Genomic DNA, 14,135 nt, shown 5'->3' with positions numbered 1-14,135 from the left:
GCCCGTGCGTGAATACCTGCTGACGCTCTGCATCACGGCCGCGGTGACGTATCTGCTGACAGGGCCGGTACGCAAGTTCGCGATCGTGGCGGGAGCGATGCCGGAGATCCGGGCACGTGACGTGCACCGGGAGCCCACTCCGCGGCTCGGCGGTATCGCCATGTTCTTCGGACTCTGCGCCGGCCTGCTGGTCGCCGACCACCTCACCAACCTCAACGAGGTCTTCGAGAAGTCCAACGAGCCCCGCGCCCTGCTCTCGGGGGCCGCCCTGATCTGGCTGATCGGCGTCCTGGACGACAAGTTCGAGATCGACGCCCTGATCAAGCTCGGCGGCCAGATGATCGCCGCCGGCGTGATGGTGGTCCAGGGCCTGACCATCCTGTGGATCCCGGTACCGGGCGTCGGCACGGTCGCGCTCACGCAGTGGCAGGGCACGCTGCTGACGGTGGCCCTCGTCGTCATCACCATCAACGCGGTCAACTTCGTGGACGGCCTGGACGGACTCGCGGCCGGCATGGTGTGCATCGCGGCGGCGGCGTTCTTCATGTACGCCTACCGGATCTGGTACTCGTACGGCATCGAGGCGGCGGCACCCGCGTCGCTCTTCGCGGCCATCCTCATGGGCATGTGCCTCGGCTTCCTCCCGCACAACATGCACCCGGCCCGGATCTTCATGGGCGACTCCGGTTCCATGCTGATCGGGCTCGTGCTGGCGGCCGGCGCGATCTCGGTCACCGGGCAGGTCGACCCGGACGTGATGAAGCTGTTCTCCGGTTCCGAGCGCAACGCCGTGCACCAGATGGTGCCCGTGTACATCCCGCTGCTGATGCCGCTGACCATCATCGCCATCCCGGCCGCCGACCTGATCCTGGCGATCGTGCGCCGCACCTGGCGCGGCCAGTCGCCGTTCGCCGCGGACCGGGGGCACCTGCACCACCGCCTGCTGGAGATCGGGCACTCGCACAGCCGCGCGGTGCTGATCATGTACTTCTTCTCGGCGTTGATCGCCTTCGGCGCGCTCGCCTACTCCGTGAACGCGGCCTCGATGTGGATCGTGCTGAGCGTCGTCTTCCTCAGCGCGATCGGGCTGGTGCTGCTCCTGCTGCCGCGCTTCACCCCGCGCGCTCCCCGCTGGGCCGAGGGCTTCGTGCCGCCCCGCTACCGGCGCCGGGCGAGGACGTCCCCCGCGCCCGCGGAGCAGCACGCCCGCGGCACCGTCCCCGCGGTCTCCGGCGAGGCGGGCAGGACGCCCCACGGCAGCACCGCCCTGTCGGACCTGGCGGAGAGCACCGCGGGGCCGGCGCGTTCCTTCCGGGAGCATCAGAAGGAACGAGCGTAGGGGCACGCACCGGCGGCGGGGCGTTGGCGGGGTCGCCCCGCGGAGCAGTCCGTCAGCCGGGGGAGAGCGGCGGGCCCGGGGCCCAGGTCCGGCGCAGCGCGGTGCAGACCTCGCCGAGGGTGGCCCGGGAGGCCAGGGCGGTGCGCAGGGGGCCGAGGAGGTTGTCGTCGCCCCGCGCGGCCTCGCAGAGGTGCCGGAGCGCGTCGTCCACCTCCCGCTGGACCCGCCAGGCGCGGAGCTTGTCCAGCCGTTCGCTCTGCCGGACCCGAACGGTGTCCGACGCCGCCCAGGGGCGGGCCAGGCGGGGCAGGGGCGCGGGCGGTCCCGGGTGGTGGACGCCGAACAGTTCGGGGCCCCGCCGCTGCTCCAGGACCGTGAGCAGGCCGCCGAGCCGTGCGACGCGGTGCAGCACGGCGGACGCCGCCGCCTCGAGACCGCCGGGCGCCGACGGGCCCGGCAACCCGGCCGCCGCTCCCGGCCCAGCCCACAGACGGGGGACCGGCGCCGTCCCGAAGCGGGCCCGCACCGTACGGCACCACAGCCGGCGCAGGGCGCGCAGCTTGGCCCGGGTGCCGCGCTCGGTGCCCGCCCCTGCGACGCAGAGGGTGGTACGGGCGGCGACGGCGGCCGCGTCGAGGCCGGCCGAGGCCGCCGCCAGCAGGTACTCGGCCCCGGCGGCGACCGTGTAGGCGACCTCGTGGGCGGGGTCCGCGCCCGCGTGCGGGAGCCGGTCGCCGCGGACGGTGACGCACCGCCAGCGCGGCAGTTCGGCCAGGCCGTGGGCGAGTACGTCCCGGGCGAGGCGCAGGGACGCGCGGGGCGGGAAGGGTGCGGAGCCGGACAGCAGCAGGCCGGTCAGCGCGTCGTTGCCGACGGCACCGGACAGCCGGCCGGCCGGGGTGCCGTGTTCCTCGGCGACGAGCCGGTACAGGGCGAGCAGCGGCGCGGCGCAGTCGTCGGCCGCCAGGGACACGGCGATCCGGTGCAGCGGCAGGCCCCCGAGCAGCACCCGCATGTCGTCGATCGAGTCGATGGGGACGCCCCGGTGGCCGACCAGTCCCCAGGCGCCCGGCGAGGAGGAGTCGAGACCGGTGCGGGTGGGCGGGTCGAAGGAGACCGTCAGCTCCCGGGCACCCGCGCCGACCAGCCGTCGCATCCGCACGTTGGCCTGGGCGGCACTCACGCATCCCGTCACGGCCCGCCGCACCCGCCGGTCCCGGCCGCCGTGCGGAGCGGGCGCCCGCTGCCCTCGCCCGCCGTGCGGAACGGGCCGGCGGCGCCTCCGCGCCCGCCCTCATGGCCCCGGGCGGGCGCCGCGTGTGCGCCGGTGGTGGGTACGCCGTGCTCCTCGCTCACCGCTTCACCTTCCTGGGGCGGACGGGGCGCCGCTCGTGCGGTCGCACGGACCGCAGCCTGGGCCACTCGGCGGGCCGGCGGGAACCCCTAATCCGCGGGGCGAAGCGGCGGGGCGGCGACCGGTACGCGTATCGGGGTGGCGGGTACGGGTGCCGGGGCGGTGGTGCGGACGGCAGGACGGACCGGAGGGGCGACCGGAGGGCATACCGACTCCCCCTCACGGGGCGGGGGCCGCAGAGTGCGGGTGAGACATCCGTCACCCTCCGGCCGAGGAAGCCCGGCGGCTGCCCGGGCGGTCGGCCGTGCCTGGTCTGCCCGGGCGCGCCCGCGTCGCCCGCTCCCCGGCCGGGAGGTAGGGGGGTGCGCCTCCGGTTAGGGGTTGTGGGGGCCCTTGTGCCGACGAAGATGGTGGTGCCGGTCGACGGCCGGGAGTGCGAGTCAGCAAGCCACGGACGGAAGGTTCCTATCGTGAGTGCCCCCCACGCCGGCGAAAACCTGTGGATGCGTCAGTTCCACCCGGCTCCCGCGGCGGCGACCCGACTCGTCTGCTTTCCCCACGCGGGGGGCTCCGCTCCCTACTTCCTCCCGGTGTCCAAGGCGCTGAGCCCCGGGGTCGACGTGGTGGCCGTCCAGTATCCGGGGCGACAGGACCGCAGGCACGAGAAGTGCCTCGACGACATCGGGGACCTGGCGGACGCCGTACTGCCCGAACTGCTGCCGCTGGCCGACCGGCCGCTGGTGCTGTTCGGGCACAGCATGGGCGCCACCCTCGCCTTCGAAGTGGCCCTGCGGCTGGAGCGCCGGGGCATCGTCCCGCTGGCCCTGTTCGCCTCGGGGCGGCGGGCACCCTCGCGGTTCCGCGACGAGCGGGTGCACACCCGCGGCGACGACGAGATCATCAAGGAGCTGAGACTGCTGAGCGGAACCAGCTCCGAGGTGCTCGGCAACGAGGAGATCCTGCGCATGGCCCTGCCGGCCATCCGGGGCGACTACAAGGCGGCCGAAACCTACCGGCACACCGACGGGGCGCGGCTGGCCGCCCCCATCCACGTGCACTACGGCACCGAGGACCCGAGGGTCGACCGCGAGGAGGCGGGGGCCTGGGCGGAGCACACCAGCGGGCGGTGCGAAATCCACCCGCACCCGGGCGGGCACTTCTACCTCAACGACGAGGCTCCGCACGTGATCAAGGCGGTCGCCCGCGTCTGTTCGTCCGTCACCACCTGAGCCGCGCGGGCCCCCGAAAGGGCCGGCATGAAAGGGAACGGGCGAACCGGGGGACGCAGAGTAGAAATGCGTGAGGCATTTCTCTATTTCTCCCGCCCGGTCCACCTGTTCCCGGCCAGAAAAAGATTCCCGCCCGGCACCCCCCTGCGGTGGTCAGCGGGCCGGGGGCGGCCGATTCCCTGCCATTGCCTGCAAGATCGTTCCTGCTTGACATGCGTTGTGCGCAAGTGTTCTAATCGTACGGGATGCGGGGTCTGAAAGTCTTGTGCTGGCGAGGGGCGAGCGACTAGGGGAGGCTTTCCGGCCCTCCATTTCAGTCGTCGCCGTCCGTCTGTGATCCCGGTTTGACTTGGTCGATACGGGGTGTTTAGCGATACATGCTGCTGACTGGGCGACGTCTTGAAACGACTCTATTGCGCGAAGCCTATTCTTCGGTCCAGGCCACCGGTAGGTCCCAAACCGTGGTCGTCGAGGCCGCCGCGGGATGCGGCAAGACTGAACTGCTGGAAGAGTTCGTGCGGGGCGTGGAGCCACTCGGCCCGAGTCTGCTGCAGGTCACCGCCATCCCCGAGGAGCGCGGCACCCCGCTGAGTGTCCTGCGGGGACTCGTCAACGGCGCTCCCTTTCCGGACGCGGTGGTGCGCCGGTTCCAGACGATGAGCGACGCCGCCGTCCGCAAGATTTCGGCCAACGGCAGAGAGCGGGCCCGCCGGGACGCCGCCTGGTACGACCTCACCCGCACCTTCTGCGGCGGCGTCCGCGCCCTGGCCCGGCGCGCGCCCGTGGTGGTGGCCGTCGACGACCTGCACCACGCGGACCCCGACTCGCTGCGGCAGTTGGTCCATCTGACCCGGCACTGCCGCGGCATCCCGCTGCTGCTGCTCCTCACCTACTCACCCGTCGGCGGCACCGCCGACCGGGCGGCCGGTGCCGAACTGCTCAGACAGTCCGGCCTCCGCCGCGTCCGGCTGCCCCGGCTCGGTCTGGAGGACATCACCGGCATCCTGGAGGGCCTCGGGCTGCCGTCCGCCGCCGGGGAGGACTGCCTCGCGGTCACCGGCGGCAACCCGCTGCTCCTGGGGGCGCTGCTGGAGGACGCCTCCGCCGAGGGCGACGACGGCTCGCCGGGCGCGGCGCCCCGGCCGGGGCAGGCGTACGGCAAGGCGGTCCTGGCCTGCCTGGACAGCGGCGGCGCGCGCACCCGCGAGGTGGCCGCCGGGCTGGCCGTGCTCGGCGAGGCGTGCACCGAGGAACTGCTGTCGCGGCTGCTGGACATCTCCCTGGTCGAACTCGCCGAGAACCTGGGCGCCCTGCGCGGCTGCGGCCTGGTCACCGGCACGTCCTTCCAGCACCCCGCGGTGAAGGCCGCGGTACTGGACTCGCTGGAGCCGTCCTCGCGCCTGGACCTGCACGGCCGCTCCGCGCACCTGCTGCACGTCTGCGGCGCCCCGGTCGCCCTGGCCGCCGAGCACCTGCGGCAGGCCGGCCGGGCCGAGGGCGCCTGGGCGGTGGAGGTGCTGCGCGAGGCGACCGGCCAGGCACTGTCCGCCGACGAGGTGCCCCGGGCCGTCTCCTACCTGGAACTGGCCCACGGCGCGGCCGGCGACCTGCTGGCCCGCACCGAGATCAAGTTGCGGCTCGGCACGGTCACCCGCCGGACCAGCGTCGGCGAGGCCGAACGCCACGTCGACGAGGCCCTGCGTTCCCTGCGCGCCGGCCGGCTCGACCCGGCGGACGCGCGCGGCGTCGGTGCCGCGCTGCTCTCCCACGGCCGGCTGGAGCAGGCCCGCGCGCTGCTCGGCCCGGGGGCGCCGGCCGCCGGGGAGGAGGGCACCCGGGCGGCGGCCGGATGGCGGATCGCCGAGCCGAGGGAGGGCACGCCGGGCTGCCGGCCGTACGGCGTGACGGCGGGGCGGACCGACACGGCCGCCGGGACGGGTGGCCCCGGCGGAGCCCTCGGGCCGACCCCGGTGCTCACCCGGCGCGCCGGGCCCCCGCCCGACCGGCTCGCCCGGCGCGTCACCGACACCGACGGCCTGCTGGAGACCACCCGCCTGACCGACGACACCTTCGACCTGGTCCGCGACGCCGTCCGCACCCTCCTGGCGCTCGGCGCGGTGGAGCGCTCCCGGCACTGGTGCGACCGCTTCGTCCACGAGTCGGCGTCGCGCGGGGCGCCCGGGTGGGAGGCCGGCTTCCGGGCCGTACGGGCCGAAGGTGCCCTGCACGGTGGGCGGCTGACCGAGGCGGAGCAGGACGCCCAGCGCTGCCTGGCGCTGCTGTCCGGGCCGTACCCGGCGCCCCTGGAGGCCGGTGCCGTCTCGCAGCTCGTGACGGTCCTGGTGGCGAGGGGCAAGGGCAAGGAGGCCGCCCGGCAGCTCAGCCGGCCGCTGGCCGACTCCCTGTCGGGGACCATCCACTGGCTGGACTACCTGCGCGCCCGGGGCCTGTACAGCCTCGCCACGCACCAGCACCACGCGGCACTGCGGGACTTCCACGAGGTGGGCCGGATCGCCGAACGCTGGGGCGCCGACCGGCCCGCGCTGCTGCCCTGGCGCACCGACGCCGCCCAGGCCCTGCTGCTGCTCGGCGAGCGGGAGCAGGGCCTGCGGCTGGCCGTGGAGCAACTGGACATCGTCGAGGACGACGCCCCCCGCATCCGCGGCATCTCCCTGCGCCTGCAGGGGCTGGCCGCCGAACCCGGTCAGCGCCTGGACCTGCTGAACCGGGCCGTCGCCGAGCTGGAGCGGGCCGGCGACCGGCTGGAGCTGGCCCGTGCCCTGTTCGACCTGGCGGACGCGCACCAGCAGGCCCGGCAGACCCGGCAGGCGGGGACGGTGCTGCGCCGGGCCCGGCAGGCGGCCGAACGCTGCGGGATGCGCCCCGCCGATCGGCCCGGCCCGGCCGACGGCGCGGTGCGCGGCGCCCGCGTCATCATGGCGGCGCCCGAGGAGCGCACCGACTGGGGCCGCCTGAGCGAGTCGGAGCGCAAGGTCGCCGGTCTGGCGGCCGGCGGATACACCAACCGGGAGATCTCGGTGCGTCTTTACATCACCATAAGCACGGTGGAACAGCACCTTACTCGTGTGTACCGGAAGCTGAAGATAAGGGGGCGGGAAGAATTACTCCAGCGGGCCTCCGTCTCGCGGGTGTGCTAATTCCGGGGTGAAGGCGGCGAATAGGGGGCGAGGAGATAGGGGTGCCCCTCCGAACCGGTGCTCGATAATATGCGTGTGCAAGACCGGCGCAGATGAATTCAAGTTCGATTCGGACTCGGGGGCGCACGCGTGGTACTGGAATACTCCGGTGAATTTTCGGACATCGTCGAACGTGGCGAGGAAATGTCCGTCCTCACTCGGGCACTGACCCACGCCGCACACGGCGAAGGCGGCGTCGTCCTGGTCGATTCGGGACCGGGGGTCGGCCGTACGGCGCTGCTCACCGCGTTCCTGCGGCGGGCCGCCGCCTCCGGAGCCGTGGTGTGCGCCGCCACCGGTGCCTCCGCGGAGACCGGCAGCGACTTCGGGATCGCCGGCCAGCTCTTCCCCTCCGGGGGGCCGCTCGCCGCCGGTCTCCGGCTGGCCCACGCGACCGGCCATTCCGGCGGCGTCCGGCCCGAGTCCGGGGCGCACTGGGAGGAACTGTGCCGGGAGCTGCGGTGGGCGCCGGTGGTGCTCGCGGTCGACGACGTCCAGCTCGCCGACACCGCGTCCCTGCGGTTCCTGCTGTACCTCGTACGCCGGCTGCGCGCCGCCCCGGTCCTGATGGTGCTCACCGAACCCACCGGCCCGGGTGCCTTGCCGCCGACCGTCCAGGCGGAACTGCTGCGCCAGCCGCACTGCCGGCGCCTCGGACTGCGCCCGCTGTCCGCCGAGGGCGTCGCCCGGATGATCGCGCCGCACCTGGGCCACGGCGAGGCCGCGCAACTGGCGACCGGCTTCCACGCCGTCACCGGCGGCAACCCACTCCTGCTCACCGGCCTCCTGACGGACCACCGGACCACGGGGGGAGGGCAGCGGTACGACGCCGCCGACGGGACCGCCGGGGAGGGACACCGGCACGGCGCCGGCGAGTGGGCTGCCGGAGACGAGGAAGGACAGCGGTACCACGATGCCGAGCGGGCCGCCGGGGATCGGCAGCGGTACCACGCCGGCAGGGACGGGGCCGTCGGCGGCGGGCAGCGGTACGAGGTCGCCGGTCCGGCCGCCGGGGAGCGGTGCCGGGGCGGCGGGGTCGGGCTGCCGGTCGCCGGGGCGGCCTTCGCGCATGCCGTGCTGGTGTGGGCCTACCGTGGCCAGCCGGTGCTCGCCGACGTCGCCTGCGGCTTGGCCGTGCTCGGGTCCGGCGCCACCCCCGCCCTGGTGGCCTGCCTGGTCGACCGGGGGGCCGACGAGGTCGCCCGCGTCATGACCGCGCTGGACACCGCGGGCCTGCTGGACGGCACCGCACTGCGCGGCGAGCTGGTCGGCCGGGCCCTGCTGGAGCACGTGGACGCCCCGACCCGCGGGCACCTGCACCAGCGCGCCGCCCGGCTGCTCCACGACGACGGCGCCCGCCCCGCCGACATCGCCCGCCATCTGCTCGCCGCCCCGGTCGACGCGCCCTGGGCGCTGCGCACCCTGCTCGCCGCGGCGGAGCAGGCCGTGCGGGAGGGCAGGCGGGAGTTCGGACTCGACTGCCTGCGGCTGGCCGGGCGGTACGCCAACACCGGTACGGACCGCGCCGCCGTCCTCACCGCCCGGGTGCGGACCGGCTGGGAGATCGACCCCCGGCTGATCGGCCCCTGGCTCGACGAACTGCGCGCCGCCGCCACACAGGGCCGGCTCGACGACGCGGACGCCGCCGCGGCCGTCAGGCACCTCGCCTGGCAGGACCGGTTCACGGAGGCCGCCGACTGCCTGACCGCGCTGGCCGGACGCACCGGCGACACCGCCGCACAGCCCGAACTCCACGTCGTACGACAGTGGTTGCGGCACACCTGCCCCACCGTGGCCCCGGCGGCCGAGGGCACCGGCCCCCACACCCCCGCGGCCCCGGGCGCCGCCCCGCGGCTGCGCCGGCTGAGCCCGGCCTCGTACGCCGTCGAACTGCTCGGGCGGACCCTCGGCGACGGGCCCGCCGACCACACCGTCGCGACGGCCGAGGAGATCCTGCGCGGCTGCCGTTTCGAGGAGACGGCCGTCGAGGTCCTCGAAGCGGCCCTGCTGGCCCTCGCCTACGGTGAACGCCCGGACAGGGCGCTCCACCACTGCGACGCCCTGCTGGCCCGGGCGGGCGGCCGGCCGGCCGGCACCGCCACGGCGATCCTCAGCGGCGTCCGCGCCGAAGTCGCCCTGCGGCAGGGCGCAGTGTCCGACGCCGAGCGATACGCCACCCGGGCGCTCGGCGCCATCTCGCGCGCCGGCTGGGGCGTGGCCGTCGGCTCGCCGCTGGCAGCCCTGGTACGCGCCGCGACCGTGTCGGGACCCACGGACGTGGCCGGGGCCCACCTCAACCAGGACGTCCCCGAAGGGATGTTCCGCACCCGGCACGGCCTGCTCTACCTGCACGCGCGCGGCCACTACCACCTCGCCGTCGACCGTCCGGCCGCCGCCCTGGACGACTTCCTCACCTGCGGCGCACTCGCCCGGGACTGGGGCATGGACGTCCCCACCTTCCTGCCCTGGCGCACCTCGGCGGCCCAGGCCCACCTGGCCCTCGGCAACGTCGGCCAGGCCCGGCCCCTGGCCCGTGAGCAGCTCGCCCGGCCCGGCGGCGGCACGCCCAGGTGCCGGGGCGTGTCCCTGCGCGTGCTCGCCGCCACCAGCGACCTCACCCGCCGCTCCGCGCTGCTGCACGAATCGGTCAACCTGCTGGAGAGCTGCGGCGACCACGTGGAACTGCTGCACTCGCTGGCCGCCCACTCCCAGGCCCTGCACGAGCTGGGGGCGCCCGCCAAGGCCCGGATGGCCGCCCGGCACGCCCGGACCGTCACCGACGACTGCGGCGCGGACGGGCTGTTCCGCCGGCTGTTCAAGGACGAGGTGCCCGAGGCGGCCGACGAACCGGCCGGTCTGCCCGACGACCCGCCGGGCCCGGCCAGCCTGACGGCCGCCGAGCGGCGGGTCACCGCCCTGGCCGCCCTCGGCCACTCCAACCGGGAGATCGGCCGCAAGCTGTTCATCACCAAGAGCACCGTCGAACAGCACCTCACCCGCGTCTACCGCAAGCTCGGCGTGCGCAGCCGCGCCGATCTGGGCGACCTCCTCGCCGGTGTCAACCTCACCGGCCAGAACCAGGGGACGGGGCGCGGCCCCCTGGCCGCGACCGGCTGACCCCGGCCCCGGAAAGTGCCGGTCAGCAGGGGTGGCAGGCCCCGCGGCGGCCCCGGCTAAGGGGTCGCCTAGTGGTTGAGGCTAGGGGCCGGACGACCGGATATTCGGGTGTGTCCCGCGGCCCACGCGCCGCAGTGAGTGCGCTCCGTAGATCTCCAGCGACGTGAGGGAAACACATGGCGGGTGGATCCGAGAAAGACTTCGCCGCGTTCACGGCGCGCTCCGCCCAGCCGGTCGCGGTGGTGGGAATGGCGTGCCGGCTGCCCGGCGCGGCGGGACCGGAGGAATTCCGCGCACTTCTCCACCGGGGCACCGAAGCCGTCGGCGCCGCCGCCCCCGACCGCCCGTACGCCCCGCCCCGGGGCGGCTTCCTGGAGTCGGTCGACCGTTTCGACGCCGCCTTCTTCGGCATCTCGCCACGCGAGGCCGCGGTCATGGACCCGCAGCAGCGGCTGATGCTGGAGCTGTGCTGGGAGGCGCTGGAGAACGCCGGGGTCGTCCCCGCCCGGCTCGACGGCGCCGACACCGGTGTCTTCGTGGGCGCCATCGCCGACGACTACGCCGTACTCTCCCGGTCCGCAGGTCCCGGGGCCGCCACACCGGAGACGACCACCGGTCTGAGCCGGGGCATGATCGCCAACCGGGTCTCCTACACGCTGGGCCTGCACGGACCCAGCTTCACGGTCGACTCCGGCCAGTCGTCGTCCCTGGTCGCGGTGCACCTGGCCGCCGAGAGCCTGCGCCGGGGCGACTGCTCCCTGGCCCTGGCCGGCGGCGTGAACCTGATCCTCGCGGAGGACAGCACGGCCGCCGTGGAACGCTTCGGAGCGCTCTCTCCGGACGGCCGCTGCTACACCTTCGACGCCCGTGCCAACGGCTACGTGCGCGGCGAGGGCGGCGGCGTCGTCGTCCTGAAGCCGCTCGCCGACGCGGTCGCGGCCGGCGACGACATCCTGTGCGTCCTCGCCGGCGGCGCGGTCAACAACGACGGCGGCGGCGAGGGCCTGACCGTTCCCGACCGCGAGGGCCAGCAGGCGGTGCTGACCGCCGCGTACGAGCAGGCCGGGATCAGCCCGGACAGCGTCGGCTACGTCGAACTGCACGGCACCGGCACCCCGGCCGGCGACCCCGTCGAGGCCGCCGCCGTCGGCACCGTGCTCGGCGCCGGCCGAGGTGCCGACCGGCCGCTGCTGGTCGGCTCGGTGAAGACCAACATCGGCCACCTCGAAGGCGCCGCCGGCATCGCGGGCCTCCTCAAGGCCGTCCTGACCGTCCGCCACCGCGAGATACCCGCCAGTCTCAACCACACCACCCCGAACCCCCGCATCCCCCTGACGGAACTCGGCCTGCGCGTCAACACCACGACGCGGCCCTGGCCCCGCCGGGACGGCCCCCTGGTCGTCGGCGTCAGCTCCTTCGGCATGGGCGGCACCAACTGCCACCTCGTCCTCACCGAATGGGACGGCGCCCCGCCCGCGCCCGCCGCCGCCCCCGGCACCCGGCCCGCCGGAACCCCGCTGCCCCTGCTGCTGACCGGCCGCGACGAGCAGGCGCTGCGCGACCAGGCGCACCGCCTGCGCCGGCACCTCGACGCGCACGGCCCGCTGAGCGTCCGGGACGTGGCCCACACCCTCGCCACCGCCCGCACCGCCTTCCCGCACCGGGCCGTGCTCCTGGCCCGCGCACCGGAGGACATGGCGGACGGCCTGGCCCGGCTGGCCGAGGGCGCGACCGCCCCCGGCCTCGTGCGCGGCACCGCGAGCGACGGCTCCGTCGCCTTCCTCTTCACCGGCCAGGGCAGCCAGCGCCCCGGCATGACCGCCGAGCTGTACCGGTCCTCACCGCGGTACGCGGCCGCCCTCGACGAGGTCTGCGCCCACCTGGACCCCCTGCTGCCGCGGCCCCTGCGGGACGTGCTGTTCGCCCCCGACGGGTCGGCCGAGGCCGCGCTGCTGGACCGGACCGAGTTCACCCAGCCCGCGCTCTTCGCCGTCGAGGTCGCCCTGTTCCGGCTCGCGGAGCACTACGGGCTCATCCCGCGGCTGCTGCTCGGCCACTCCGTCGGCGAACTGGCCGCGGCCCATGTCGCCGGGGTCCTGTCGCTCCCCGACGCCTGCGTCCTGGTCGCGGCCCGCGGCCGGCTGATGCAGGCCCGCCCCGCCACCGGTGCGATGGTGGCCGTCCAGGCCACCGAGGACGAACTCGCTCCGTTCCTGGACGAGTCGGTGACCGCGGCGGCCCTCAACGGCCCCGCCGCCACCGTCCTCGCGGGCGACGAGGACGCCGTGCTGGCCGTGGCCGCCCACTGGGCCGGGCGCGGCCGCAGGACCAAACGCCTGCGGGTGTCCCACGCCTTCCACTCGCCGCACATGGACGGCATGCTCGACGAGTTCCGCGAGATCGCCGGCCGGCTCGCCTTCGCCGCCCCTCGCGTCCCGATCATCTCCAACGAGACGGGCGCCCTGCTCACCGACGCCGAGGCGTGCTCCCCCGAGTACTGGGTGCGGCACGCCCGCGCCACCGTGCGCTTCCTGGACGGCGTACGCCTGCTGGAGGAGCGGGGCGCCACCACCCTGATCGAACTCGGCCCCGACGGCACGCTGTCGTCCATGGCCCGGGACTGCCTGCGCGAGGCCGGGACCACCGCCGTTCCCCTGCTGCGGGGCCGGGACCGCGCGGAACCGGACGCGGTGGTCGCCGCCCTGGCGGCGCTCCAGGTCCGCGGCGTGCCGATGGACTGGGAACGCCTGGCCACCGAGGAGGGCGCCCGCCGGGTGCCACTGCCCACCTACGCCTTCCAGCGCCGCCGCCACTGGCTGCCCGGCCGCGCCCCCTCCACGGCCGCCCCGCGCCGGGACACCGGCCGCCCCGTCCCTCGGGCCGGCGAGCCGGAGGCGCCGGCGCGCGCGCCACGGGGCGACCGTACGGTGCTGGAAACCGTCCGGGCCGCTGTCGCCGACGTCCTCGGCCACGGCTCCCCGGACGACATCGCGGCCCACGCGCCGTTCAAGGAGCTGGGGTTCAGCTCCCTGATGCTGGCCGAACTCGGCGAGCGGCTCACCGGGACGACCGGTCACCGAGTCCCCACCACCCTCCTCTTCGACCATCCGACGCCGTACGGCCTCGCGCGGCGCCTCGCGGGGGACGGCACCGAGGACACCGCCGCGACCGCCGTCGCGGCGGCTGCGGCGGCGCACGACGACGATCCGGTCGTGATCGTCGGTATGGCCTGCCGGCTGCCCGGGGGAATCCGGTCGCCCGAGGACTTCTGGCGGTTCGTGACCTCGGACGGCGACGCCGTCTCCCCGCTGCCCGTGGACCGGGGCTGGGCACTCTCCCCGGGCTTCCCGAGCGAAGGCGGATTCCTCGCGGACGCCGCCGACTTCGACGCGGCGTTCTTCGGGATCTCGCCGCGAGAGGCGCTGGCGATGGACCCGCAGCAGCGGCTGCTGCTGGAGACGTCGTGGCAGGCGCTGGAGCGGGCCGGGGTCGACGCCGGTTCCCTGCGCGGCAGCCGCACCGGCGTCTTCGTCGGCGCGAGCCCCTCCGAGTACGGCCCGAGGCTCCACGAGTCCTCCCCGGCCGACGGACATGTGCTGACCGGCACGGCACCCAGTGTCCTGTCGGGGCGGATCGCCTATGCACTGGGTCTGGAGGGGCCCGCGCTGACGGTGGACACGGCGTGCTCGTCCTCCCTGGTGGCGCTGCACCTGGCGGCGCAGTCCCTGCGCAACGGCGAATGCGACCTGGCCCTCGCCGGGGGCGTCGCCGTGATGGCGACCGCCGGCATGTTCGCCGAGTTCGCCCGTCAAGGGGGGCTGGCTCCGGACGGGCGCTGCAAGGCGTTCGCCGACGGCGCCGACGGTACGGGGTGGGGTGAGGGTGTTGGTGTGCTGGTG

The 14,135-nt window shown here is 75.1% G+C and carries 6 protein-coding genes; 5 read left to right on the top strand and 1 reads right to left on the bottom strand.

Annotated features, from left to right (window positions below; all coding sequences use genetic code 11):
- The first annotated feature begins 4 nt into the window (after window positions 1–4).
- A complete protein-coding gene (locus tag IG88_RS0120750; protein WP_051851992.1) occupies window positions 5–1,339 on the top strand; it encodes an MraY family glycosyltransferase in 1,335 nt (444 codons plus the stop codon).
- 52 nt (window positions 1,340–1,391) lie between these two features.
- Here IG88_RS0120750 and IG88_RS44345 read toward each other — a convergent pair whose 3' ends face one another.
- A complete protein-coding gene (locus tag IG88_RS44345; protein ID WP_267884664.1) occupies window positions 1,392–2,534 on the bottom strand; it encodes a methylmalonyl-CoA mutase family protein in 1,143 nt (380 codons plus the stop codon).
- Between the two features lie 629 nt (window positions 2,535–3,163).
- On the opposite strand from IG88_RS44345, the gene IG88_RS0120735 reads away from it, so the two are divergent.
- The 4 genes from IG88_RS0120735 to IG88_RS0120720 all read left to right on the top strand — a co-directional run.
- Window positions 3,164–3,922, top strand: a complete 759-nt coding sequence (locus IG88_RS0120735) for an alpha/beta fold hydrolase (RefSeq protein ID WP_037836325.1) — start codon at window positions 3,164–3,166, stop codon at window positions 3,920–3,922.
- A 377-nt stretch (window positions 3,923–4,299) separates the two neighbouring features.
- On the top strand, window positions 4,300–7,080 hold the full coding sequence (locus IG88_RS0120730) for a helix-turn-helix transcriptional regulator (protein WP_078861552.1): 2,781 nt from the start codon (window positions 4,300–4,302) through the stop codon (window positions 7,078–7,080).
- A gap of 129 nt (window positions 7,081–7,209) precedes the next feature.
- Entirely contained in the window at window positions 7,210–10,236 is a 3,027-nt protein-coding gene (locus IG88_RS0120725) for a helix-turn-helix transcriptional regulator (RefSeq protein WP_267884663.1), read from the top strand.
- Between the two features lie 176 nt (window positions 10,237–10,412).
- On the top strand, window positions 10,413–14,135 hold a 3,723-nt coding region (locus IG88_RS0120720; RefSeq protein ID WP_158853986.1), incomplete at its 3' end, for a type I polyketide synthase.

This window comes from Streptomyces sp. NRRL F-5650, from assembly GCF_000721365.1.
GTDB lineage: Bacteria > Actinomycetota > Actinomycetes > Streptomycetales > Streptomycetaceae > Streptomyces > Streptomyces ardesiacus.
The sequence above is the reverse complement of the archived record's forward strand: the minus strand, read 5'-3'. Positions and strand labels throughout refer to the sequence as shown.

Excerpts from the sequence above, each read along its gene's own strand:
- IG88_RS0120730 (WP_078861552.1), top strand. The coding sequence starts at position 4,300 with ATGCTGCTGACTGGGCGACGTCTTGAAACGACTCTATTGCGCGAAGCC.